Origin of the sequence: Streptomyces sp. NPDC046759, from assembly GCF_040645475.1 — a bacterium.
Classification (GTDB): domain Bacteria; phylum Actinomycetota; class Actinomycetes; order Streptomycetales; family Streptomycetaceae; genus Streptomyces.
Map to the genome: position 1 here is coordinate 24,964 of NZ_JBEYYJ010000005.1, position 23,981 is coordinate 48,944.

The window sequence follows — 23,981 nt, forward strand, 5'->3', positions numbered from 1 at the left end:
GAAGGCGGACCATCCGATGGATGGTCCGCCTTCGGCGTGTTGCGGGAAAGCCGCAGCCGAACGGAGAGGGGGCGGGCCACCCGGCGTGGGTGACCCGCCCCCTTCGTGCTTCAGCGGCCGAGAGCGCGCCGGCCGCGGCCCTGCGAGACGACGGGCAGATTGCGAGACGGCGCCTGCCCGCGGGTGTCCTCCTCGAGGCGCAGGGCCAGCGCCGGGCAGCGGCGCACCGCGCGCAGCGCCTTCGCCTCCGCGTACCGCGGCACGTTCGCCTGGGCCACGGTCGGGAAACCGTCGGCACCGAGTTCGAACACCTCCGGGAGGATGTCGGCGCACAGCCCGTGGCCCCGGCACAGCGTCCAGTCGACGTAGATCTTCTGACGGCTGCCGCCCGTCTCCTCGGGCTCTGTACCGCCCGGGATGCCCGTAGGGGCCCTGCCCCCCTCGAAGAGCGGCAGAACGCCCTCCACGGGCCGTCCGCAGCCGTTTCCGAGGACGTGCGCGGCCAGGTCGTCGGTGAACGCCTTGATGGTCGACTCGAGGAACATCGCCGAGCCGTCCGGATGCGAACACGCCCCGCGCCGCTTGACGTTCTTCGCGACCTGCTTCAGGGCCTCCAGGGCCGCCGGACCGCCGCCGTTGAGGATGTCCTCCATGCCGCGCGCGGCAGCGGGCAGTCCGAGGTAGCAGGGGCCGCACTGGCCGGCGCTCTCCTCCGCCAGCCACTGCGCCACCCGCAGCGACTCGCCCAGCGGGCAGGTGTCCTGGCTGATCGGCAGGATCGCGCCCGCACCCAGCGAACCGCCCACCGCGTCGAGCGAGTTGCGGGAGACGATCGCCTCGTCGACGGTCGCCGCGTCGATCCACTTGCCGTGGTAACCGCCGGTCAGCACGCCCTGCGGCACCGGCGGGGCGCCCGCCAGCTGGAGCACGTAGCGCAGAGGCACGCCGGTGGGGACCTCGATCACCATCGGGCGGGCGACCGCGCCGGACACGGTGAGCATCACGGTGCCCGGCTCGTCGTACAGGCCGGTGTTGCCGTAGCGCTCGGGGCCGATGCGGGCGGCGATGGCCAGCTGCGCGAACGTCTCCGCGTTCGACAGCAGCGTGGGCGCGCCGCCGACGCCGCTCTGCGAGGCGCTGATCTTGCGGCCGGGCGGGATCGCCGGGCCGCCGTCGACCGAGCGGATCAGCGAGGCGGCGGCGCCGGTGACCATGCGGACCGGATTGCGCTGCACCCACGCGCGCAGCGCCGATCTGCGGCTGTTGCTCAGCCCGCGTTCGGCGAGTGCGGCCTCCATCGAGCGCTGCGTGGACTCGCGTGTGACCCCGATCACGAGCGTCCGCGCGCCGAGCGCCTCGGCGCACAACAGTGCGCCGTCCAGGATCAGATGCGGGGCGCGGTTGATCAGGACCGTGTCCTTGCGGCAGGCCGGTTCGTCCTCGCTGCCGTTGACCACGACGACCGGCCGCACGCCACGCTTGATGGCCGACTCGGCGACCGAGCGCAGCTTCTTGTGGAAGGGGAAGCCCGCGCCGCCGCGGCCCTTGAGGTTGATGCGTTCGGCCAGCTGCGCGAGCTGCTCGCCGCCGAGCGGGTCGAGCGGCCCGTGCACCTTCAGGTGCATGGGCAGATCCAGCCGCTCCACAAGGTCGAAGCCCGACGTGAGCTGAGGAAGACCGACCACGCGGACTTCGGGGACGTCGGGCAGGGCCTCGTTCACTTAAAGCCTCCGGACGGCGTGTTCCAGGGTTCGCCCGAACCCGGTGTGTCGTAGGACGCGCCGGGCAGCGTTTCGGTGGCGGGACCGCTGTCGTACGTGTCACCTGCGTTGTACGTGCCGTAGAAGCCGTTTGTCTCACGGGTGTCGTACATGTCACTGCCGCCGTAGCCGCCGATGCCTGAATTGCCATAGACCGGGATGGCCTGTCCGGTGTCCTGCAGCGGGTCGTACGCGGACGGCGGTGCCTCGCCGACCGGCGGCGGGGACGGGATCGGCCAGCTGCCCGAGGTGCCGGCCAGGCCGTCCACGCGGGGCATCGCCTCCGTGGCCTGCATGTCCAGCGGCAGGTCCATGCGGGACGTCTGCCCGGCCGCGTACGACTGCCGGGGACCGCCCGGCGTGGAGACGGCGCGGTAGGCGGCCGCGAAGCCGGACGCGGCCTCGGCGGCGGGAGCCGCGGGGGACTGGTACAGCGGTGCGGAGGGCGCGGCCGCCGCCCTGGGCTCGCGCCGGCCCTCGAAGCCCGTCGGCGCCGACTCGGCCACCCGGGAACGGCTCGCGTCCAGCTCCTCGAGACCCGGCCGCTCCGAACTGCCGAACAGGGTCACCAGCCGGTCGGCGATCCTGCGCTTGACCGGGCGCGGCGCGGCGCGCAGCGCGAGGGCGCCCATCACACCCAGCAGGGACAGGCTGTAGAGGATCACGAAGATCGGCTTGGCCGAGCGGCCCGCGTACAGGCCGTGGACCAGGGCCGCGCACCAGGCCGGGTAGGCCAGCATGTGCATGGCCCGCCACCGGGCGGCCACCGGGGCCGGGGTGGCGAAATTGCTGCGCAGCGCCCCGGTGACACCCACGAAGATCATCAACAGGCCCGCCAGTGAGCCCAGGCCGATCAGGCCGCCGAGTCCGGTGACGCCGAGCGAGAACGGAATGATCGCGGCGATCAGCTGCGTGTGGCCGAGCGCGACCTTGGTGGTGATGTGCAGCAGCAGGAACGCGATCGAGGCGACCGCGGTGGTCCGGTGCACCGCCTGGCCGACGATCCGCTGCCGGGTGTTCAGGAAGATCCGGTCCTGCGCGAACAGGCCCCAGATCACCGAGCAGCTGAGCGAGACCAGCGACAACACGCCCGCACCGAAGTTCAGGAAGTCGCGGAACTGGTTGCCTCCGACCAGTACCACCACGGGTATGAGCAGCAGGACGACAGCTGATGCCACCCCGTAGGCCGAGCGGCCCGGTTTGGGGAGGGAGCTGGTACTACGACGAGGGTTCATGGGGGCAACTCCGAGCAGTTTCGGGAAAGCGGTCCCGCTGCCGAACTCTAAGTGGCGCCATACCGATCAGTACGGGGTTTGAGTTATTGCGTTGTTATCTTCGGACAATGCGACTGTGGCGATGTCCCTTAGCGGACGGTACGCGAAGTAATCGTTGAACTTCGTTCAGCTCCCCCCCTCGGCTCCTGGCATGTCCACAAGGGATACGGAAGCGCGCCGCCGCTTGCTCAAGCGCGTCGCAGCTTGCTCGAGGCCTGCGGTACCCTAACGCCATGCGTGCTGTACGCCTTCTGCTTAGCGGGCCGCGCTGATCAGTACCGACCTCCGGTCGAGCCGTGAGGCCGGCATCGGCGCGGCGTCCCCTCCTGTGCGAGGGGTTTTTTCATTTCCGCAGGCAGAGACGATCGATGGAGCTTTGAGGATCATGAGCGAGACGAACCCCGCTGCCGCCGCTGCTACGTCGGCGGAGGCTGCGCCGCACCGCTACACGGCCGCCATGGCAGCCGAGATCGAGGCACGCTGGCAGGACTTCTGGGACGCGGACGGCACCTACGCGGCGCCGAACCCGAAGGGCGACCTGGCGGGCGACGCCGGGCTGGTCGCCAGGCCCAAGAAGTTCATCATGGACATGTTCCCGTACCCCTCCGGTGCGGGCCTGCACGTCGGCCACCCGCTGGGCTACATCGCCACCGACGTCTACGCCCGGTTCCAGCGCATGACCGGCCACAACGTCCTGCACACCCTGGGCTTCGACGCCTTCGGCCTGCCCGCCGAGCAGTACGCCGTGCAGACCGGCACGCACCCGCGCGTGTCCACCGAGGCCAACATCGAGAACATGAAGGCCCAGCTGCGCCGGCTGGGCCTGGGTCACGACAAGCGCCGGTCCTTCGCCACGATCGACCCGGACTACTACAAGTGGACCCAGTGGATCTTCCTGCAGATCTTCAACTCCTGGTACGACGAGGAAGCGGGCAAGGCCCGCCCGGTCTCCGAGCTGATCGCGCAGTTCGAGTCCGGTGAGCGCGCGATTGCGGGCACCACGCGCGCGTGGAGCGAACTGAGCGGCCCCGAGCGCGCCGACGTGCTGGGCGAGTACCGCCTGGCCTACGCCTCCGACGCGCCGGTCAACTGGTGCCCGGGCCTGGGCACCGTGCTGGCCAACGAGGAGGTCACCGCCGACGGCCGCTCCGAGCGCGGCAACTACCCTGTCTTCAAGGCCAAGCTGCGCCAGTGGAACATGCGCATCACCGCCTACGCCGACCGGCTGCTGGAGGACCTGGAGGAGCTGGACTGGCCCGAGGCCATCAAGCTGCAGCAGCGCAACTGGATCGGCCGCAGCGAGGGCGCCCGCGTCGACTTCCCGATCGCCGGCGAGCACATCACGATCTTCACCACCCGCCAGGACACCCTGTTCGGCGCGACCTACATGGTGCTGGCGCCCGAGCACCCGCTGGTGGAGAAGTTCACCCCGGAGGCCTGGCCCGAGGGCACGCACGAGGTGTGGACCGGCGGACACGCCACCCCGGCCGACGCCGTAGCCGCCTACCGCGCGCAGGCCGCCTCGAAGTCCGACGTGGAGCGCCAGGCCGAGGCCAAGGACAAGACCGGCGTCTTCACCGGCGCGTTCGCGACCAATCCGGTCAACGGCGAGCAGATCCCCGTCTTCATCGCCGACTACGTCCTGATGGGCTACGGCACCGGCGCGATCATGGCCGTCCCCGCGCACGACACGCGCGACTTCGCCTTCGCACGCGCCTTCGAGCTGCCGATCCGCTGCGTGGTCGAGCCGACCGACGGCCGCGGCACCGACACCGCGACGTGGGACGACGCGTTCGTGTCGTACGACGCGAAGATCGTCAACTCGCACGGCGAGGGCATCTCCCTGGACGGCCTGGGCGTCGTCGAGGCCAAGGCCCGCATCACGGAGTGGCTGCAGGACGGGGGCATCGGCGAGGGCACCGTCAACTTCCGCCTGCGCGACTGGCTGTTCAGCCGTCAGCGTTACTGGGGCGAGCCCTTCCCGATCGTCTACGACGAGGACGGCGTCGCCCACTCGCTGCCCGAGTCGATGCTGCCGCTGGAGCTGCCCGAGGTCGAGGACTACAGCCCGCGCACCTTCGACCCGGACGACGCCGACACCCAGCCCGAAACCCCGCTGTCGCGCAACGAGGAGTGGGTCAACGTCACCCTGGACCTGGGCGACGGGCCGAAGAAGTACCGCCGCGAGACCAACACCATGCCCAACTGGGCGGGTTCCTGCTGGTACGAGTTCCGCTACCTGGACCCGCACAACGAGGGGCAGCTGGTCGACCCCGAGATCGAGCAGTACTGGATGGGCCCGCGCGAGGGCCTGCCGCACGGCGGCGTCGACCTGTACGTCGGCGGCGCCGAGCACGCCGTGCTGCACCTGCTGTACGCGCGCTTCTGGTCCAAGGTCCTGTACGACCTGGGCCACGTGTCCTCGGCCGAACCGTTCCACAAGCTGTTCAACCAGGGCATGATCCAGGCCTACGTCTACCGCGACAGCCGGGGCATCGCGGTGCCCGCCGCCGAGGTGGAGGAGCGCGACGGCGCCTACTACTACCAGGGCGAGAAGGTCAGCCGCCTGCTGGGCAAGATGGGCAAGTCCCTGAAGAACGCGGTGACCCCGGACGAGATCTGCGCGGAGTACGGCGCCGACACCCTGCGCCTGTACGAGATGGCCATGGGTCCGCTGGACGTCTCCCGGCCGTGGGACACGCGCGCGGTGGTCGGCCAGTTCCGGCTGCTGCAGCGGCTGTGGCGCAACATCGTCGACGAGAGCACCGGCGAGGTCACCGTCACCGACGCCGAGCCCGACGAGGAGACCCTGCGCGCCCTGCACAAGGCGATCGACGGCGTCCGCCAGGACCTGGAGGGCCTGCGCTTCAACACCGCCATCGCCAAGGTCACCGAGCTGAACAACCACCTGACCAAGGCGGGCGGCGCGGTGCCGCGTCAGGTCGCCGAGCCGCTGGTGCTGATGGTGGCCCCGCTGGCCCCGCACATCGCCGAGGAGCTGTGGCACAAGCTGGGCCACACCGGCTCGGTCGTCCACCGGGACTTCCCGGTCGCCGACCCGAGTTACGTCGTCGACGAGACCGTGACCTGCGTCGTGCAGATCAAGGGCAAGGTCAAGGCCCGTCTGGAGGTACCGCCGGCCATCTCCGAGGAGGAGCTGGAGAAGGTGGCGCTGGCCGACGAGAAGGTCGTCGCGGCGCTGGACGGCGCGGGCATCCGCAAGGTGATCGTCCGGGCGCCGAAGCTGGTGAACATCGTTCCGGCGTGATGACCGGAGGCCGGATGCGACCGGCATCGGGGTAGTCCCCTACGGGCAGGTTCGGGGTTTTTCTGGAACTCCGGGCCTGCCCGCTGCGTTTACCGTGGAGAGCGCAGCGGCATGTGTCGCACCAGCCGGAGGAGGAGCGCCGTGGAAGCAGTGATCGCAGTATTCGCCCTGCTCTTCCTGCTCTGCATCGGCCTGGGCGCGTACGCCACGGTCAGGGCGGTCGGCGCGGCCAAGCGCGGGGTGGACCGCACGATCGAGCAGGCCCGCCGCACGGTCGAGGACCACACCCTGCGCGCGAAGTCCTTCGTCCAGATCGGGCCGGCCGCCGAGATCGCACACCTGCGGCTCGCGCTGCGCACCTCCATGCGCGCCACCCAGGACGCACTGCACGTGGGCGTGGCCGAGGACGAGTCGCTGAAGGAGTCCCTCGGCCTGTTCGAGCGGCTCAGCGCGCACGGGCGTGAGCTGGACGCCGACCTCAGGCGCCTGGAGTCGGAGCCGGACCGGGCCGAGCTCACCGCACGGCTGCCCGACCTGCGCAGCCGGACCGAGCGCATCACCAAGTCCGCCGACTCACTGCGCTGGGCCGTCCGCGACCGCGCGCGCCGCTTCGTCGACGACGACCTGGGTGCGCTCAGCGACCAGATAGACATCGAGGCCGACGCCCTGCGTCACTGGACTCCGGCGGGGCCCGCACCCGCGCCGGGGCATCCCGACGAGGAGCTGACGCGACAGGCGATCACCCCGCCTTCGCCGCGCCCGGCATACCCCTGGCAGAAGAAGCCGCGCCCCGAGAGCACCACCTGACCTGCTCGCCGAAGGCCGCCGCACGGGGGCCGGGCTGCCGCGCGAGCGCTACGCCAGGTAACCTCCAGCTCATGTCCCGCCATGTCGCGATCGTCACCGATTCAACGGCCTACCTGCCGCCACGGACGATGGAGCGTCACGGCATCACAGCGGTGCCCCTGACCGTGGTCCTCGGCGACCGGGCACTCGAAGAGGGATCCGAGATCTCCACCCGCTCCCTGGCCCAGGCGCTGCAGAAGCGGCGTTCCGTCACGACGTCGCGCCCGAGCCCCGAGGTGTTCGCGGAGACCTACCGCAGGGTCGCCGAATCCGGCGCGAGCGGCATCGTCTCCCTGCACCTGTCCGCGGAACTGTCCGGAACCTACGACGCCGCGGTTCTCGCGGCACGCGAGGCGCCGGTACCGGTACGGGTGGTGGACACGGGCATGGTCGCGATGGCCCTCGGCTTCTGCGCGCTGGCCGCAGCCGAGACCGCCGAAGGCGGCGGCACCGTGGACGAGGCCGTCACGTCCGCCGAGAAACGGGCCGCGGGCACCTCCGCCTACTTCTACGTCGACACCCTCGACTATCTGCGCCGCGGCGGCCGCATCGGTGCCGCACAGGCCCTGCTCGGCTCCGCCCTCGCCGTCAAACCCCTGCTGCAGCTGGACGGTGGCCGCATCGAACTGCTGGAGAAGGTGCGTACGGCCTCCAAGGCCATCGCGCGTCTGGAGGAGATCGCCACCGAGCGGGCCGGCGGCGCCGACGTCGACATCGCCGTCCATCACCTCGCAGCTCCCGACCGCGCCGCCGCGCTCGCCGACCGGCTGCGGGAACGGGTGCCGGGACTGGCCGACCTCCATGTCAGCGAGGTCGGGGCGGTGATCGGTGCACACACCGGCCCCGGTCTGCTGGGAGCGGTGGTCTCACCCCGCTGAGCCCTCACTCGTACGGGTGGCGGAGTTGTCCACAACGGGGCGGTCGTCCACGGGAATTGACCAAGATCATCGCGAATCGGCGGGATGCCCCACCCTCGTCGCATGGCTCTTCGATCACATTCACGCACCGCCAGTCCGACCAGCGGCCCCGGCCGTGGCCCCACCTCCGACGGCCGCATCCGCCATCGTCGCCGCCTCGGCGACGGCCGAGTCCGCCACCGCCCACCGGCACCGGCCGAGGAGCTGCGCCGCCGGGCGGAACTCCTCTTCGGGGAACGAGCGGCTCGAAGGAGGGAGTCGGGGAACGGACCGCCGGAGGCGGAACGCCCTGAGAGTGCGGCGAGCGTGACGGCGGCGGGGACGGCGAGCGTGACGGCGGCTGCGACACCGACGACTTCGGCAACGACTTCTGTGACGACTTCGTCCACGGGCCGGGCACCCGGACTGAGTCCGGCGAGGCGGGCGAAGACGACGGCCGCGCTTGCCCCCACCGGGCCACGGCACCCCCCGCGACCGCACTCCTCGCGACCGCGTTCCCTGCCCGACGAGCGGCCGTCGCCGATGCCGGCCTCGGCGCCCAGCACGGCCGAAGGCTGCGAAGCAGCCGAACCGGTGGAGCCCTTGGAGCTGTCCGGACCCCTCGGCCCCGGCCGGCGGGAGCGGGCCGCACTGGCCCTGCGGGAGCGGATGCCGGTGTGGTTGCAGACGCGCTGCGGGATGGAGCGGCGGGGCGTGGTGGCGCTCGCCGTGGTCCTCGTGGCCGCCGCCGTGTTCGCCGTGCACCACTTCTGGGCAGGGCGGACCGAGGCCCTGAGCGCCCCTCAAGTGGTGCGCGCGCAGGCGCCGTACCCGAAGAAGGAGGACGACGTGAAGCCCGGCGCGGGTGCGGCTGCCCCGTCGTCGCCCGGTGGGCAGATCGTCGTGGACGTCGGCGGCAAGGTCCGCCATCCGGGGGTCCGGCGGTTGCCGGCCGGTTCCCGGGTGGCCGACGCGTTGCGCGCGGCCGGCGGGGTCCGTCCGGGCGTCAGCACCGAGGGGCTCAACCGGGCGCGTTTCCTGGTCGACGGCGAACAGGTCGTCGTCGGTGCGCCCGCCGGAGCGGCGGCTCCGGCCGGCTCACCGGCGGGCGCACCGCCCGGGCCCGCCTCCGGACCGGCCGGGGCCGGGCCCGCGGCGCCCGTCTCCCTCAACACGGCCACGGCGGACCAGCTCGACACGCTGCCCGGAGTCGGCCCGGTACTCGCGCGGCACATCATCGACTACCGCACTCAGCACGGCGGTTTCCGCTCGGTGGACGAACTGCGTGAGGTCAACGGAATCGGCGATCGCCGCTTCGGCGACCTGCGGAACCTGGTACGGCCATGAACCGTGTGATCGACGAAAGGCGTCCGGACGGTCCGGGGCCCGGCGGCGCCGGCAGCCGTGCCCCCGACCCCGAGCAGGACGTGACCGCGCCGGATGACCGGGCGCGGCCCCTGGACCTGCGTATGGTGCCGCCCGCGTTCGCGGCCTGGGCCACGGCGGCCCTGACGCTGGACGTACCGGCGCCCTGGACGGCCGGCATCGCGGCCGTCTGTCTGGTGAGCGGGCTCGCTCTGTTGCCGGTGCGGAGCTCCGGACGGCCCGGACGCCCCGAACGGGCCGGGCGGGCCACCCGGAGGGTGCGGGCCGGATGGGCACGTGCCTCGGCCGCCGCGGTGCTGCTCTGCGTCGCCGCGGCGGCCGCCTCGGCCGGGCTGCACGGGGCGGACGTACGGCACGGGCCCGTACCGGAGCTGGCCCGTCGGTACGCGACCGTGACCGCAGAAGTGGAGGTGGACGGCGACCCCTGGCTGAGCCGGCCGCGGGTGCGCGGCGATCACGCCGCGCCGGTGGCGGTACTGGCCCGGGCGGAGGTGCGGCGGGTCGAACGGAGCGACGGTACGAGCCTGCGGACTCGGGCTCCGGTGCTGCTGGTCGTCGACGCGGACGTGCCGGCCCCGGAGAAGGGCACCGAGCGGTACGGCGGCCCGGTGGACGGGAGCGGCGGCCCTGGCGGCCGAACCGCGGCGCGGATCCAGGGCATGCCGGAAGGCGATGCGGCCCGCAGTGACGGCGCCGCACAACGGCGGGACGCTGGGCGGCGAGGCTCCGAGTCGGCGTCGGCGGGCATGGCCGAGCAGACGCGGCGTGCACGTGCCGCCTGGCTCGGACTGTTGCCGTCCACGCGGCTGCGGGTGGGTGCGCGGCTGGCGCCCGCGCTGACGGGTGGGGACCGGACCGCGGCCGTGCTGCGGGTGCGCGGCCGGCCGCGTCCGCGGATCGTGGCGGGGCCCAGCGGGTCGCAGCGGCTGGCGGGACGGCTCAGGGCCGGGTTGCGGGAGGCGACCGACGGTCTGCCGGGGGACGCGCGGGCGCTCCTTCCCGGGCTGGTCGTCGGCGACACCGCACGGATCACGCCCGAGCTGGACGACGCGTTCAAGGAGACGGATCTCGCGCACACGCTCGCCGTGTCCGGGAGCAACCTCACCATCCTGCTCGCGCTGCTCATCGGGCCGCCCGGACTGGCCCAACTCGTCGAGCGCCGCGGCCTGGCACCGCGCCTGGGGCTCTCGCTGCGCGGCACCGCACTGCTCGCCGGAGCGCTCACGCTGGGATTCGTGGTCGTGTGCCGACCCGACCCCAGTGTGCTGCGAGCCGCCGTCTGCGGCGCCGTCGCGCTGCTCGCCCTGGCCACCGGACGCCGCAGATCCCTGGTCCCCGCACTGGCCACGGCCGTCCTGCTGCTGGTGCTCTACGACCCGTGGCTGGCGCGCAGTTACGGCTTCCTGCTCTCCGTGCTGGCCACGGGCGCGCTGCTCGTACTGGCACCGGGCTGGAGCGAGGCGTTGCGCCGCCGACGTGTGCCGCCGAGGCTCGCGGAGGCACTGGCGGCGGCCGCGGCGGCGCAGGCGGTGTGCGCGCCGGTCACGGCGGTGCTGTCGGCGCGGGTGAGTCTGGTGGCGGTGCCGTGCAACCTGCTCGCGGAGATGGCGGTGGCACCGGCCACCGTGCTGGGCTTCGCGGCGCTGGTGACGGCTCCGCTGGCGATGGCGCCGGCCAAGGTGCTCGCCTGGTGCGCCAGTTGGCCCGCCCTGTGGATCGCCGGTGTGGCCAGGACGGGGGCGGCACTGCCCGGCGCGGGGCTGGCCTGGCCGGGGAGCTGGCTGGGAGCCCTGGCGCTCGCGGCGGTCACCCTGGCCGTCGTCCTGGCCGGCCGGCGGCTCACGCGGCATCCGTGGTGGTGCGCGCTGCTCGGCGCGCTGCTCCTGCTGGCGGTGGTGCGGCCGGTGCCGTTGACTCGGGTGATCACGGGCTGGCCGCCGCCGGGCTGGCGGTTCGCCATGTGCGACGTGGGGCAGGGCGACGCGACCGTACTGGCGACGGGCGAGGGGGCCGGAGTGGTCGTGGACGCCGGACCCGATCCGGCGTCGGTCGACCACTGTCTGCGGCAGCTGGGCATCACCCGCGTCCCGCTGCTCGTCCTGACCCACTTCCACGCCGACCACGTGGCGGGACTGCCCGGGGTGCTGCGTGGCCGCACGGTGGCCGCGATCGAGACCACGGGATTCGAGGAACCCGCAGACGAGGCCGAGTCCGTCAGAAGGGAGGCGGCGGCGCGGCACATCCCCGTCACCCGGGCCGCGGCCGGGGAGGAACGGCGCATCGGGCCGCTCTCCTGGCGGGTCCTGTGGCCTCCACCGGGCACCCCTTCGCCTTCGGATCCCCGCACCCCGGTCTGGCCGGGCCCGGTGCCCGGGCCGGACGGCCCGAACGATGCCAGCGTCGCGATGCTGGTGCGCTCGGGCGGGATGCGGCTGCTGTTGCTGGGCGACCTCGAACCGCCGGCCCAGCAGGCGCTGGCGCGGTCACCGGACGCGGCCGAGCTGGCCGGGGTGGACGTACTGAAGGTGGCCCACCACGGCTCGGCCTACCAGGATCCGGAGCTGATGCGGCTCGCCGCTCCCCGGCTGGCGCTCATCTCCTGTGGTGCCGGCAACCCCTATGGGCACCCGGCGCCGGCGACCGTGGCCGCGCTGCGGGCGGGCGGCGCGCTGGTGCTGCGCACCGACCGGGACGGGGAGCTCGCGGTCGGCGGGACGGGAGGGACGGGCGGGGAGATGCGGGTGGCGAGAGACTGAGCACCGGGTGTTCGCCCAGACTGGGTCCATGAACTCGAGCCAGGTCGACGCCTATCTGCACCGGATCGGGGCCGGCCGCCCGGAGGAACCCACCAGCCGGGTGCTGCGCGAGCTGCATCTGTGCCATCTGCGCACCGTTCCCTTCGAGAACCTGTCGATCCACCTCGGCGAGGAGATCGTGCTGGAGGAGGACCGGCTGCTGGACAAGTTGGTCGAACGCGGGAGGGGTGGTTTCTGCTACGAACTGAACGGCGCCTTCGGCACGTTGCTCGCCGCCCTCGGCTATGAGGTCGAGCTGCTGGCGGCACGCGTGTACGGCGACGAGGGGCGGCTGGGCATCCCGTACGACCATCTCGCCCTTCGCGTGCGGACGGTGGAGGGGGACGACTGGCTCGCGGACGTCGGGTTCGGCGCGCACAGTCACTACCCGCTGAGCTACGGCGAGCGCGCCGAGCAGGTGGACCCGGGCGGGGTGTACCGGGTGATGGAGGCGGGGCCGGACGCGGCGGGGATGGGCGGTGGCGGGCCGGCGGCGGCCGGGGACCTGGACGTCCTGCAGGACGGCAGGCCGCAGTACCGGCTGGAGCCCCGGCCCCGGGTGCTCGGGGACTTCGCGGCCGGTGCCTGGTGGCACAGCACCTCACCGTTGTCGCACTTCACCGCGTCGCTGGTCTGCTCACGGGTCACCGAGGACGGAGGGAGGATCACGCTCAGCGGGCGCGAGCTGAAGACGACGGCCGGCGACGGTACGCGCGGGACGCGGGAGTTGGGGACCGACGCGGAGGTGCTGACGGCGTACCGGGAGCGGTTCGGGATCGAGCTGGGCCGTGTGCCTGCTGTGCGCAACCGGAACGCGAACCCCTGACGCGTCCCGCTTCCGGCGCAGGCGGCTGGATTCCCGACGGTCTGACGATGCCCGCTCGCCCACCCGCTCGCCGCTCGGTCGCCGCCGCTCGCCCGCCCACCCGCTCGCCGCTCGCCCGCTCGGCCGCCGTCGCTCGCTGCCCGCCGGCCCCTCCGCTCGCGCGTTGCGCGGTGCCGGAGAATGGCCACGTGAGCGATGTGAGACACGTGCTGGTGCTGCCCGACCGGGATGCCGCCGAGGAGGCGGCCGAGGCCCTCGGGGAGCGGTTCGGCCTGGCCGAGGAGCCCCAACTGGTCCGGGACGCGCTGGCCGGTGAGGACGACGCCGAGGACGCGCAGTGGCTGGTGGTCCTCCGGGACGAGGAGAGGCGGCTGGATCCGGCGGAGCTGGACGAGTTCGCCGCGGAGTGGGAGGGCTGGCGCGAGGAACCGTGACCCCGAGGCCCGCTCGGGGTCCGTTCCGGGACCGCTCGGGGTACGCGGGCCGACTCGTTGTCAGTGCCGCGTGGGATGCTGTGAGCGATGGCCAGGAAGACTGCGAATGACGACCCTCTCGCCCCCGTGACGCTCGCCGTGGGCCAGGAGGACCTCCTGCTCGACCGTGCCGTGCAGGAGGTGGTGGCCGCTTGCAAGGCCGCCGACGCCGACACGGACGTACGCGACCTCACCCCGGACCAGTTGCAGCCCGGCACGCTCGCCGAGCTCACCAGTCCTTCGCTCTTCGCCGAGCGGAAAGTCGTGGTCGTACGCAATGCGCAGGACCTGTCCGCCGACACGGTCAAGGACGTGAAGGCGTATCTCGGCACACCCGCCGAGGAGATCACCCTCGTGCTGCTGCACGCGGGCGGGGCCAAGGGCAAGGGGCTGCTGGACGCCGCGCGCAAGGCGGGTGCCCGGGAGGTGGCCTGCCCGAAGATGACCAAGCCGGCGGACCGGCTGGCCTTCGTGCGGGGTGAGTTCCGCTCGTTCGGGCGCTCGGCGACGCCCGAAGCGTGCCAGACGCTCTGCGATGCCATCGGCAGTGATCTGCGGGAGCTGGCCTCGGCGGTCTCCCAGCTGGTCGCCGACGTGGAGGGGACGATCGACGAGGCGGTGGTCGGGCGGTACTACACCGGCCGGGCCGAGGCCTCCAGCTTCACGGTCGCCGACCGGGCCGTGGAGGGACGTACGGCGGAGGCGTTGGAGGCGCTCAGATGGTCGCTGGCGACGGGCGTGGCCCCGGTGATGATCACCAGTGCGCTGGCCCAGGGCGTGCGGGCGATCGGGAAGCTGTCCTCGGCGCGCGGGGGGCGGCCGGCCGATCTGGCGCGGGAGCTGGGGATGCCGCCGTGGAAGATCGACCGGGTGCGGCAGCAGATGCGGGGGTGGACGCCGGACGGGGTCGCGACGGCGATGCGGGCCGTCGCGGAGGCCGACGCGGGCGTGAAGGGCGGAGGGGACGATCCCGAGTACGCCCTGGAGAAGGCCGTTGTGGTGATCGCCCGGGCCGCCCGATCGCGCGGACGCGGGTAGGCGCCACCGGGGGCTCCGCCCCAGACCCCACCAAGGGCTCCGCCCGGGCTCGGCCGAGGGGAGGGTTCCAAGCCCCGTCAGAGCCCCAGCATCCGGGCTCCGTCAGAGCCTCAGCTCCCAGGCTCCGTCGGAGCCTCAGCCTCCGGGCTCCGTCAGAGCCTCAGCCCAGGCCAATCAGAGGCCCCATCAGAGGCTCCGCCAGGGGCCCCGCCAGGGGCCTTCGCCCCGGTCTCGGCCAGGGGGCCTGCGCCGCCGGGCCACTGCGCCGTGGGCTGCGCCGCCGGCCCACTGCACCGTGCCGCCCCATGACAACCGTGCCGCCCCATGACAAAAGCCCCGGTGCTCACCCTGGGGAAGGGGGAGCGCCGAGGCCCTTGGCTCAGGCTTGTGGACTCGCACCCGCGTGGCGAACGCAGGCCGCGTGCGAATCCGGGGGTGCCGGACGGGAGCGGATGAGAGAGGGCCCGCTCTGGGTCCTTCCGGCGGTCAGATCAGAAAGGGGTTCAGCCCTGGAGGGACGCGACCTTGGAAGCAAGCGCCGACTTCTTGTTGGCGGCCTGGTTCTTGTGGATGACGCCCTTCGAGACGGCCTTGTCGAGCGCACGCGCGGCAACGCGCTGCAGCTCGGTGGCCTTCTCGACGTCACCCGCGGCAGCGGCCTCACGGGCCTTGCGGATCGCGGTCTTCAGGGAGGACTTGACGGCCTTGTTGCGCAGCCGAGCCTTCTCGTTGGTCTTGATCCGCTTGATCTGGGACTTGATGTTCGCCACGAAGGAGCCTTTTCAGGTTCTGGTGCGGGGCCGCACGGGTCCCGTACCGATGATCCAAAATTTCTCTGACGTGCCTCGCGCTGAGAGGGCATGAGGCACAGCCATCTACAGTACCAGTGGCCCTGCGAGCGGCCCAAAACGGTGCCCGGTCCCTCCGCGTGGGACCATGGAGACTACGTATCGATCCGACCCGAGGCATAAGGCGCCTCAAGAGACAGGACCCTGCGTGCCCGCGACCCCTAACCATGTGCCCGAGCCGAGCCGTACCGCCCCGGCGCTGATCCGCAATTTCTGCATCATCGCGCACATCGACCACGGCAAGTCCACGCTCGCCGACCGGATGCTCCAGCTGACCGGTGTGGTCGAGCAGCGGCAGATGCGTGCTCAGTACCTCGACCGGATGGACATCGAGCGCGAGCGCGGCATCACGATCAAGTCCCAGGCGGTGCGTCTGCCCTGGGCCCCGACCGAGGGCCCCGACCAGGGCACGACCCACATCCTCAACATGATCGACACCCCGGGGCACGTCGACTTCACCTACGAGGTCTCGCGGTCGCTCGCCGCCTGTGAGGGGACCATCCTCCTCGTCGACGCCGCCCAGGGCATCGAGGCGCAGACCCTCGCCAACCTCTACCTGGCGATGGAGAACGACCTCACGATCATCCCCGTGCTCAACAAGATCGACCTGCCGGCGGCTCAGCCGGAGAAGTTCGCCGAGGAGCTGGCGAACCTGGTCGGCTGTGACCCGGACGACGTCCTCAAGGTCTCCGCGAAGACCGGTCTCGGCGTGGACGCGCTGCTGAACAAGGTCGTCAAGGAGATCCCGGCGCCGGTCGGGGTCGCCGACGCGCCCGCCCGCGCGATGATCTTCGACTCGGTCTACGACTCCTACCGCGGTGTCGTGACGTACGTCCGTGTCATCGACGGCCAGCTCAACAAGCGCGAGCGCATCCGGATGATGTCGACCGGCGCCACGCACGAGCTGCTGGAGATCGGCGTCAGCTCGCCCGAGATGCTCCCGGCCGACGGCCTCGGCGTAGGCGAGGTGGGCTATCTCATCACCGGTGTGAAGGACGTCCGGCAGTCCAAGGTCGGTGACACCGTCACCAGCCAGAGCAAGGGCGCCACGGAGGCCCTCGGCGGCTACAAGGACCCGAAGCCGATGGTCTTCTCCGGTCTGTATCCGCTGGACGGCTCCGACTACCCCGAGCTGCGCGAGGCCCTGGATAAGCTGCAGCTCAACGACGCCGCGCTGGTCTACGAGCCGGAGACCTCCGCCGCCCTCGGCTTCGGCTTCCGCGTCGGCTTCCTCGGCCTGCTGCACCTGGACGTGATCCGGGAGCGGCTGGAGCGCGAGTTCGGCCTCGACCTGATCGCCACCGCCCCCAACGTGGTCTACCGCGTGGTCATGGAGGACGGCAGCGAGCACACGGTCACCAACCCGAGCGAGTTCCCCGAGGGCAAGATCAACGAGGTCTACGAGCCGGTCGTGCGGGCCACCATCCTCGCGCCCACCGAGTTCATCGGCTCGATCATGGAGCTGTGCCAGACCCGGCGCGGCACCCTGCTCGGCATGGACTACCTCTCGGAGGACCGCGTCGAGATCCGCTACACGCTGCCGCTCGCGGAGATCGTCTTCGACTTCTTCGACCAGCTGAAGTCCAAGACCCGCGGCTACGCCTCGCTGGACTACGAGCCCACCGGCGAGCAGACCAGCTCCCTGGTCAAGGTCGACATCCTGCTGCACGGCGACAAGGTGGACGCGTTCTCCGCGATCACCCACAAGGACCAGGCGTACGCCTACGGCGTGCGGCTCGTCGCCAAGCTCAAGGAGCTGATCCCGCGGCAGGCCTTCGAGGTGCCGGTACAGGCCGCCATCGGCTCGAGGGTGATCGCCCGCGAGACCATCCGCGCCATCCGCAAGGACGTCCTCGCCAAGTGCTACGGCGGTGACATCTCCCGTAAGCGCAAGCTGCTGGAGAAGCAGAAGGAAGGCAAGAAGCGGATGAAGATGGTGGGTTCCGTGGAGGTTCCGCAGGAAGCCTTCATCGCCGTTCTGTCCAGCGATGACAGCGCGGGGTCGGCCAAGGGCAAGAAGTAACCGGCGGTAACAACGGGTTACGTCTTCAAACGGGACACAAGGGGGTCCGTCGTGTGAAAGCGCGGCGGGCCCCTACGCGTGCGTAACGTCGCTCAGCGTGGAAAGTGACAGGCCGAAGCCCCTTACGCAGCGGCCGGTCGCGGCTTACTCTGATCCCTGCTCGATAGTTACTCGCGAGTTAAACAAGTGCTCGAACCCCCACCGTGAGTTAACCCCAGCCGCACCGAGTCAGCCGCACCGTCGCGGGCCCCCGGAGGATGTCGTGAGCGACACACAGACCCTGATCGAGAACCGTCCGCCGTCCGTGGCGGCCCTCTTCCTGGAGCGCGTGGCGGCCACACCGGACGCCGAGGCCTACCGCTACCCGGTGGCTTCCGCGTCCGGCCAGGGCCCCGACGACTGGAAGTCGCTCAGCTGGGCGCAGGCGGCGGAGCGGGTGTACGCGATCGCGGCCGGCCTCATCGAGCTCGGCGTGCAGCCCGAGCAGCGGGTGGCGCTCGCCTCCTCCACGCGGGTCGAGTGGCTCCTCGCCGACCTCGGCATCATGTGCGCCGGCGGCGCGACGACCACGATCTACCCGCAGACCAACGCCGACGAGTCGGCCTTCATCCTCTCCGACTCCGAGAGCCGGGTGCTGATCGCCGAGGACGCCGCCCAGGTCGCCAAGGCGGTCGAGAAGCGCGCCGAGCTGCCCGACCTGACCAAGGTCGTCGCCATTGACCCCGCCGGGGTCGAGACGAGCGACTGGGTGATTACGCTCGCCGAGCTGGAGCTGCGGGGCGCCGCCTATCTGGAGAAGCACCCGCAGCTGATCAAGGAGCGGGTCGGCGCCATCACCAAGGAGCAGCTCGCCACCCTCATCTACACCTCCGGCACCACCGGCCGCCCCAAGGGGGTCAGGCTCCCGCACGACAACTGGTCGTACATGGCGAAGGCCATCGCCGCGACCGGCCTGGTCACCATGGACGACGTCCAGTACCTGTGGCTGCCCCTCGCGCACGTCTTCGGCAAGGTGCTCACCTCCGGCCAGATCGAGGTCGGGCACGTCACCGCCGTCGACGGCCGGGTCGACAAGATCATCGAGAACCTTCCGGTGGTGCAGCCGACGTACATGGCGGCCGTGCCGCGCATCTTCGAGAAGGTCTACAACGGCGTCGCGGCCAAGGCCCGCGAGGGCGGCCCGGCCAAGTACAAGATCTTCCAGTGGGCCGCCGAGGTCGCCCGCGAGTACGCCAAGGTGAGCCAGGACAACTTCCGGCGCACCGGCACCGCCGCGGTGCCCTTCAGCCTCGGCGCCAAGCACAAGGTCGCCGACACCCTCGTCTACGGCAAGCTCCGCGAGGCCTTCGGCGGCCGGCTGCGGGCCTGTGTCTCCGGCGCCTCCGCGCTCGCGCCCGAGATCGGCTACTTCTTCGCCGGCGCCGGCATCCACATCCTGGAGGGCTACGGCCTGACCGAGTCCTCCGCGGCCTCCTTCGTCAACCCCGGCGAGGCCTACCGCACCGGCACGGTGGGCAAGCCGCTGCCCGGCACGGAGGTCCGCATCGCCGACGACGGCGAGATCCTGCTGCGTGGCCCCGGCATCATGGAGGGCTACCACGGGCTGCCCGAGAAGACCGCCGAGGTGCTGGAGTCCGACGGCTGGTTCCACACCGGGGACATCGGTGAGCTGTCGCCCGACGGCTATCTGCGCATCACCGACCGCAAGAAGGACCTCATCAAGACCTCCGGCGGCAAGTACGTCGCCCCGGCCGAGGTCGAGGGTCAGTTCAAGGGGGTGTGTCCGTACGTCTCCAACATCCTGGTGCACGGCGCCGACCGGAACTACTGCACGGCGCTGATCGCTCTGGACGAGATCGCGATCCAGGAGTGGGCCAAGGAGAACGGGCTGGCGGGCAGGCCGTACGCCGAGATCGTCGCCGCGCCGCAGACCGTGGAGATGGTCGACGGGTACGTCCGGCAGCTCAACACCGGGCTGCAGAAGTGGCAGACCATCAAGAAGTTCCGGCTGCTGCCCAGGGATCTCGACGTGGAGCACGGCGAGATCACGCCGAGCCTGAAGCTGAAGCGGCCCGTCGTGGAGCGGGAGTACAAGCACCTCATCGACGAGATGTACGCAGGTACTCGCGAGGCGTAGCGCGCAGTGCGAGGGTGGCGGGGGGACTGACGGCGACCGCGGACCGTCCGGGGTGGCTCGCGCAGTTCCCCGCGCGCCTTGGGGAGTTTGTGCTCGCCGGCGCTCGAAAGGTGCCGTCTTCTGGCCACTTCGATGACTCACCGCTTATGCATGCCCCCGGTCTGTCACCCTGGCCGCATGGACATGGCGGCCATACCGACGCAGCGGGAGGGTGAGCCCCGGGCCAGGGAGGTGCGGGGGCGGACGACGCTGCCCGGAAGCCCTCTGGCGCCGGCCTCGGCCCGTGCGCTGGTGCGGGCCGCGCTGGCCGAGGCGCCCGGGGTCTCGGCGCGCCTGGCCGACGACGCCATGGCGGTCGTCAGCGAGCTGGTCACCAACGCCGTCGTGCACGCCGGCACGGACGTCGAGGTGGACTGGTGTCTGGAGGAGACCGGCGCGTTCGTGGTGGAGGTGAGTGACCGGCACCCCTCCCGCGCCCCGCGCGACGCGCTCGGCGGCCCGGGGGCGTACGACACCCCCGAGTACGGGCGCGGCCTCCGGCTGGTCACCACACTCGCCGAGTCCTGGGGCGTCACCTACCGCGCCGACGCGAAGACGGTGTGGGCGCGGCTGCCTCCGGGCGGCGTCGAGGACCCGGGCGCCCCCGCACCGGACGCAGCCCTGGAGGTCGCCGAGGATCTGGCGCCGCAGCCGCACCGCGCCGACGGCGACCGGGACTGGCTCGGCCGGGGCGCGCTCTCCTTCCTCGCCGAGGCCTCCGACCTGCTCGCAGGACAACTGGACGAGAACCTGGTAACCGCCCTGACCGGCCAGCTCATCGTGCCCCGGCTCGCCGACTGGTGCGCGGTGTGGCTGGAGGACGAGGCGACCGTGCGCGCCCGCGCCGGCGGCGGCCCCGACCGGGTCTGGCACGCCAGCGAGACCCACATCGAGGAACTGCGCTGCGCCCTGGAGAAGGAGCCGCCCTGCCCGCATGAGGGGCTGCGCTCCGGCCCCGAGCCCTACCCGTGGCCCGGACACGCGCTCGGCCTCCAGGGCGCCGACGGCACGGCGCTGGCGTACCGGCTGATCGCGGGAGGGCGGCCGCTCGGCACCCTGGTCATCGGCCGGTGCGGCCTCGCGCGCTTCCCCGACGAGGTCACCGGGCTGGTCGAGGACCTCGGCCGCCGGGTGGCCCTCGCCATCGGCGCGGCCCGTCAGTACGCCCGCCAGGCCACCATCAGCGCCGTCCTGCAGCGCGGGCTGCTGCCCGGCGCCGTCGCCCAGATCCCCGGTGTGAGCAGCGCGCTCGTCTACGAGCCCTGCGACAAGGGCGGCCCCAGCGGCGACTTCTACGACCTGTTCCCGGCGGGTGACGGCCGCTGGTGCTTCGCCGTCGGCGACGTCCAGGGCAAGGGCCCCGAGGCGGCCGTCGTGATCGGCCTCGCCCGGCCCTGGCTCCGCCTCCTCGCCCGCGAGGGCTACCGCGTCGCCGACGTCCTCGACCGGCTCAACCAGCTCCTCCTGGACGACGCCACGGAGGCCGCCGACGCCGCCGCCCGCGCACTCGTCGCCGCCGGAGGCCGGCCGGTGGCGGCCGGCGACGGCCCGCAGACCCGCTTCCTGTCCCTCCTCTACGGCGAGCTGACCCCCCACCCCGGCGGAGTCCGCTGCACGCTCGCCTCCGCCGGTCACCCCCTGCCGCTCGTCCTGAGCCCCGACGGCACCGTACGCACCGCCGCCCGACCGCAGACCCTGCTGGGCGTGGTCGAGGACGAGACGTACACCAGCGAGACCCTCGACCTGCGGCCCGGCGACAGTCTGCTGTGCGTCACCGACGGGGTGACCGAGCGGCGCTCCGGCTCCCGCCAGTTCGACGACGGCGACGGGCTCGCCCGCGCCCTGTCCGGCTGCGCCGGGCTCGGCGCCGAGCTGATCGCGGAAAGGATCCGCCGCCTGGTGCACGACTTCGGCGGCGGCCTGCCCGAGGACGATCTCGCGCTGCTGGTGCTCCAGGCGGAGTGAGCGCGGTCGTACGGGACAATGGAGTACATGCCTTCCGCACTCCCCGACGGCGTGCCCGTCCCCGACGACGGCGCGCTGCCCGCGCACGCGCTCGCCGGCGCCGCCGAGCGGCCCCTCGGGTTCTATCTCCACGTCCCGTACTGCGCGACCCGCTGCGGCTACTGCGACTTCAACACCTACACCGCGACCGAGCTGCGCGGCACGGGGGGCGTGCTGGCGTCCCGCGACAACTACGCGGACACGCTGACGGACGAGATCCGGCTCGGCCGCAAGGTGCTCGGCGACGACCCCCGTCAGGTCCGTACGGTGTTCGTCGGCGGCGGCACGCCCACGCTGCTGGCCGCCGGCGACCTCGTACGGATGCTGGGTGCCCTCCGGGACGAGTTCGGGCTGGCGCCGGACGCCGAGGTCACGACGGAGGCGAACCCCGAGTCGGTGGACCCGGCGTATCTCGCCACGCTCCGGGAGGGCGGCTTCAACCGCATCTCCTTCGGCATGCAGAGCGCCAGGCAGCACGTGCTGCGCGTGCTCGACCGGACCCACACCCCGGGCCGCCCCGAGGCGTGCGTGGCGGAGGCGAAGGCGGCCGGCTTCGAGCACGTCAACCTCGACCTGATCTACGGCACCCCGGGGGAGAGCGACGACGACTGGCGGGCCTCGCTGGACGCGGCGATCGGGGCGGGGCCGGACCATGTCAGCGCGTACGCGTTGATCGTGGAGGAGGGCACGCAGCTGGCCCGCCGGATCCGCCGGGGCGAGGTCCCGATGACCGACGACGACGTCCACGCCGACCGTTATCTGATCGCCGAGGAGACCCTGTCCGCGGCGGGCTTCGACTGGTACGAGGTCTCCAACTGGGCCACCTCCGAGGCGGGCCGCTGCCTGCACAACGAGCTGTACTGGCGCGGCGCCGACTGGTGGGGCGCGGGTCCCGGGGCGCACTCGCACGTGGGCGGGGTGCGCTGGTGGAACGTCAAGCATCCGGGGGCGTACGCGGCGGCGCTGGCGTCGGGGAAGTCGCCGGGGGCCGGGCGTGAGCTGCTGTCCGACGAGGACCGGCGCGTGGAGCGGATCCTGCTGGAACTGCGGCTGCGGGAGGGAGTGCCGCTGTCCTTGCTGAAGGAGGAGGGGCTGGCGGCGGCGCGGCGGGCGCTGGGAGACGGGCTGCTGGAGGCGGGGCCGTACGAGGAGGGGCGGGCCGTCCTGACGTTGCGGGGGCGGTTGCTGGCGGATGCGGTGGTGCGGGACCTGGTGGACTGATCAGTCCCGCGGGTGAATCCCTCCGGAACGCCGGTTCGGTCCCTAACCTGGTTCGTAGGCTGCCGCCAAAAGGTGAGCCCCCGGAGGGCGTCAAGGCCGAGCTTCTCCGGGGGGAAATCGTGATGATGGCCGCTCCGGATCTGGTGCAGCGTGATGTCGCCCCGGACTCGGGCCGTCTGCTGCCGTCGCAGTTGATCACGCTGGTGGTCGAGGTGGTCTCCAAGACAAGTGTCGACCGGGACTACGGCGTCAAGCGCTCCATCTGTGCAGCAGGTGAGATCCCCGCCTGAATTCGGCACCGACAAGGGTGTCAGGTCCCACCGCTACCCGTGACGAAGTCGATCAGCTCCTCCACCCGCCCCAGCAACTCCGGCTCCAGGTCCTTGTAGGACCCCACCCGCTTCAGGATCGCCTGCCACACCGCCCCGGTGTTCTCCGAGGGCCAGCCCAGCGCCCGGCACACCCCCGTCTTCCAGTCCTGCCCGCGCGGCACCTTCGGCCAGGCCTCGATCCCCAGCGACGACGGCTTCACGGCCTCCCAGATGTCGATGTACGGGTGTCCGACCACCAGCGCGTGCTCGCTGGTCACCGACTCCGCGATCCGCCACTCCTTCGTGCCCGGCACCAAGTGGTCCACCAGGACGCCCAGCCGCGCGTCCGGACCCGGTGCGAAGGACGACACGATCGACGGCAGGTCGTCGACGCCCTCCAGGTACTCCACCACCACGCCCTCGATGCGCAGGTCGTCGCCCCACACCTTCTCGACCAGCTCGGCGTCGTGCCGGCCCTCGACGTAGATGCGGCCGGCGCGGGCCACGCGGGCGCGGGCGCCGGGGACGGCGACCGAACCGGAGGCCGTACGGGTGGGCCGTACCGGGACCGAGGCCGAGGACGGCCGTACGAGCGTCACCACACGCCCCTCCAGCAGGAAGCCTCGCGGCTCCAGCGGGAACACCCGGTGCTTGCCGAAGCGGTCCTCCAGCGTCACCGTGCCGGCCTCGCAGCGGATCACCGCGCCGCAGAACCCGGTGCCGGGCTCCTCCACCACCAGGCCCGGCTCCGCCGGTACCTCCGGCGCGGGCTTGGGCTTCTTCCACGGTGGGGTCAGGTCGGGGGTGTACTGGCGCATTCGAGTGACGATAGGAGA

16 protein-coding genes and 1 pseudogene are annotated in these 23,981 nt (G+C 72.0%); 13 read left to right on the forward strand and 4 right to left on the reverse strand.

From position 1 onward, the window contains the following. Positions 1–110: 110 nt before the first annotated feature. Entirely contained in the window at positions 111–1,721 is a 1,611-nt protein-coding gene (locus tag ABZ919_RS08455) for an NADH-ubiquinone oxidoreductase-F iron-sulfur binding region domain-containing protein (RefSeq protein ID WP_361244144.1), read from the reverse strand. Further along, a complete protein-coding gene (locus ABZ919_RS08460) occupies positions 1,718–2,995 on the reverse strand; it encodes a cytochrome b/b6 domain-containing protein (RefSeq protein ID WP_361244146.1) in 1,278 nt (425 codons plus the stop codon). The genes ABZ919_RS08455 and ABZ919_RS08460 overlap by 4 nt, the downstream gene beginning before the upstream one ends. Before the next feature lie 424 nt (positions 2,996–3,419). On the opposite strand from ABZ919_RS08460, the gene leuS reads away from it, so the two are divergent. The 8 genes from leuS to holA all read left to right on the forward strand — a co-directional run bounded on the left by leuS (position 3,420) and on the right by holA (position 14,562). After that, positions 3,420–6,302 carry a leucine--tRNA ligase gene (gene leuS, locus ABZ919_RS08465; protein ID WP_361244148.1) on the forward strand — a complete coding sequence of 961 codons (2,883 nt, stop codon included), beginning with the start codon at positions 3,420–3,422 and terminating at the stop codon, positions 6,300–6,302. A gap of 141 nt (positions 6,303–6,443) precedes the next feature. Continuing rightward, positions 6,444–7,109 (forward strand): hypothetical protein, encoded by a 666-nt coding sequence (locus tag ABZ919_RS08470; RefSeq protein ID WP_361244150.1) that lies wholly within the window; start codon positions 6,444–6,446, stop codon positions 7,107–7,109. 71 nt (positions 7,110–7,180) lie between these two features. Further along, the gene (locus ABZ919_RS08475) at positions 7,181–8,026 is read left to right on the forward strand and encodes a DegV family protein (protein WP_361244152.1); all 846 of its coding nucleotides are present in this window, start codon (positions 7,181–7,183) and stop codon (positions 8,024–8,026) included. Between the two features lie 102 nt (positions 8,027–8,128). Continuing rightward, positions 8,129–9,391: a ComEA family DNA-binding protein gene (locus tag ABZ919_RS08480; protein WP_361244154.1), complete on the forward strand. Its 1,263-nt coding sequence runs from the start codon at positions 8,129–8,131 to the stop codon at positions 9,389–9,391. Between the two features lie 122 nt (positions 9,392–9,513). Next, positions 9,514–12,186: a ComEC/Rec2 family competence protein gene (locus ABZ919_RS08485; protein ID WP_361244918.1), complete on the forward strand. Its 2,673-nt coding sequence runs from the start codon at positions 9,514–9,516 to the stop codon at positions 12,184–12,186. A 28-nt stretch (positions 12,187–12,214) separates the two neighbouring features. Then, positions 12,215–13,051, forward strand: a complete 837-nt coding sequence (locus ABZ919_RS08490) for an arylamine N-acetyltransferase (protein WP_361244156.1) — start codon at positions 12,215–12,217, stop codon at positions 13,049–13,051. 188 nt (positions 13,052–13,239) lie between these two features. Continuing rightward, positions 13,240–13,485, forward strand: a complete 246-nt coding sequence (locus tag ABZ919_RS08495) for a hypothetical protein (protein ID WP_361244158.1) — start codon at positions 13,240–13,242, stop codon at positions 13,483–13,485. An 87-nt stretch (positions 13,486–13,572) separates the two neighbouring features. After that, a complete protein-coding gene (gene holA, locus ABZ919_RS08500) occupies positions 13,573–14,562 on the forward strand; it encodes a DNA polymerase III subunit delta (RefSeq protein ID WP_361244160.1) in 990 nt (329 codons plus the stop codon). Positions 14,563–15,065: 503 nt separating this feature from the next. Here holA and rpsT read toward each other — a convergent pair. After that, a complete protein-coding gene (gene rpsT / locus ABZ919_RS08505; protein WP_361244162.1) occupies positions 15,066–15,332 on the reverse strand; it encodes a 30S ribosomal protein S20 in 267 nt (88 codons plus the stop codon). A gap of 226 nt (positions 15,333–15,558) precedes the next feature. Here rpsT and lepA point away from each other — a divergent pair, with 226 nt between their 5' ends. The 5 genes and pseudogenes from lepA to ABZ919_RS08530 all read left to right on the forward strand — a co-directional run. After that, a complete protein-coding gene (gene lepA / locus ABZ919_RS08510; RefSeq protein WP_361244164.1) occupies positions 15,559–17,433 on the forward strand; it encodes a translation elongation factor 4 in 1,875 nt (624 codons plus the stop codon). A 262-nt stretch (positions 17,434–17,695) separates the two neighbouring features. Continuing rightward, positions 17,696–19,570: an AMP-dependent synthetase/ligase gene (locus tag ABZ919_RS08515; protein ID WP_361244166.1), complete on the forward strand. Its 1,875-nt coding sequence runs from the start codon at positions 17,696–17,698 to the stop codon at positions 19,568–19,570. A gap of 183 nt (positions 19,571–19,753) precedes the next feature. After that, entirely contained in the window at positions 19,754–21,574 is a 1,821-nt protein-coding gene (locus ABZ919_RS08520) for a SpoIIE family protein phosphatase (protein ID WP_361244921.1), read from the forward strand. A gap of 27 nt (positions 21,575–21,601) precedes the next feature. After that, complete coding sequence (hemW, locus tag ABZ919_RS08525) at positions 21,602–22,834, forward strand: radical SAM family heme chaperone HemW (protein WP_361244168.1); 1,233 nt, start codon at positions 21,602–21,604, stop codon at positions 22,832–22,834. 47 nt (positions 22,835–22,881) lie between these two features. After that, positions 22,882–23,121, forward strand: a pseudogene (locus ABZ919_RS08530) (hypothetical protein); the annotation flags it as partial. A 23-nt stretch (positions 23,122–23,144) separates the two neighbouring features. Here the strand turns inward: ABZ919_RS08530 and ABZ919_RS08535 are convergent. Then, entirely contained in the window at positions 23,145–23,963 is an 819-nt protein-coding gene (locus ABZ919_RS08535) for a DUF3097 domain-containing protein (RefSeq protein WP_361244170.1), read from the reverse strand. Positions 23,964–23,981: the final 18 nt, after the last annotated feature.

Bases quoted from the DNA above. Each gene is read 5' to 3' on its own strand.
- ABZ919_RS08460 (WP_361244146.1), bottom strand. From the start codon at position 2,995: ATGAACCCTCGTCGTAGTACCAGCTCCCTCCCCAAACCGGGCCGCTCG.
- leuS (WP_361244148.1), top strand. From the start codon at position 3,420: ATGAGCGAGACGAACCCCGCTGCCGCCGCTGCTACGTCGGCGGAGGCT.
- ABZ919_RS08475 (WP_361244152.1), top strand. From the start codon at position 7,181: ATGTCCCGCCATGTCGCGATCGTCACCGATTCAACGGCCTACCTGCCG.
- ABZ919_RS08480 (WP_361244154.1), top strand. From the start codon at position 8,129: ATGGCTCTTCGATCACATTCACGCACCGCCAGTCCGACCAGCGGCCCC.
- ABZ919_RS08485 (WP_361244918.1), top strand. From the start codon at position 9,514: ATGGTGCCGCCCGCGTTCGCGGCCTGGGCCACGGCGGCCCTGACGCTG.
- ABZ919_RS08490 (WP_361244156.1), top strand. From the start codon at position 12,215: ATGAACTCGAGCCAGGTCGACGCCTATCTGCACCGGATCGGGGCCGGC.
- holA (WP_361244160.1), top strand. From the start codon at position 13,573: ATGGCCAGGAAGACTGCGAATGACGACCCTCTCGCCCCCGTGACGCTC.
- ABZ919_RS08520 (WP_361244921.1), top strand. From the start codon at position 19,754: ATGGCGGCCATACCGACGCAGCGGGAGGGTGAGCCCCGGGCCAGGGAG.
- hemW (WP_361244168.1), top strand. From the start codon at position 21,602: ATGCCTTCCGCACTCCCCGACGGCGTGCCCGTCCCCGACGACGGCGCG.
- ABZ919_RS08535 (WP_361244170.1), bottom strand. From the start codon at position 23,963: ATGCGCCAGTACACCCCCGACCTGACCCCACCGTGGAAGAAGCCCAAG.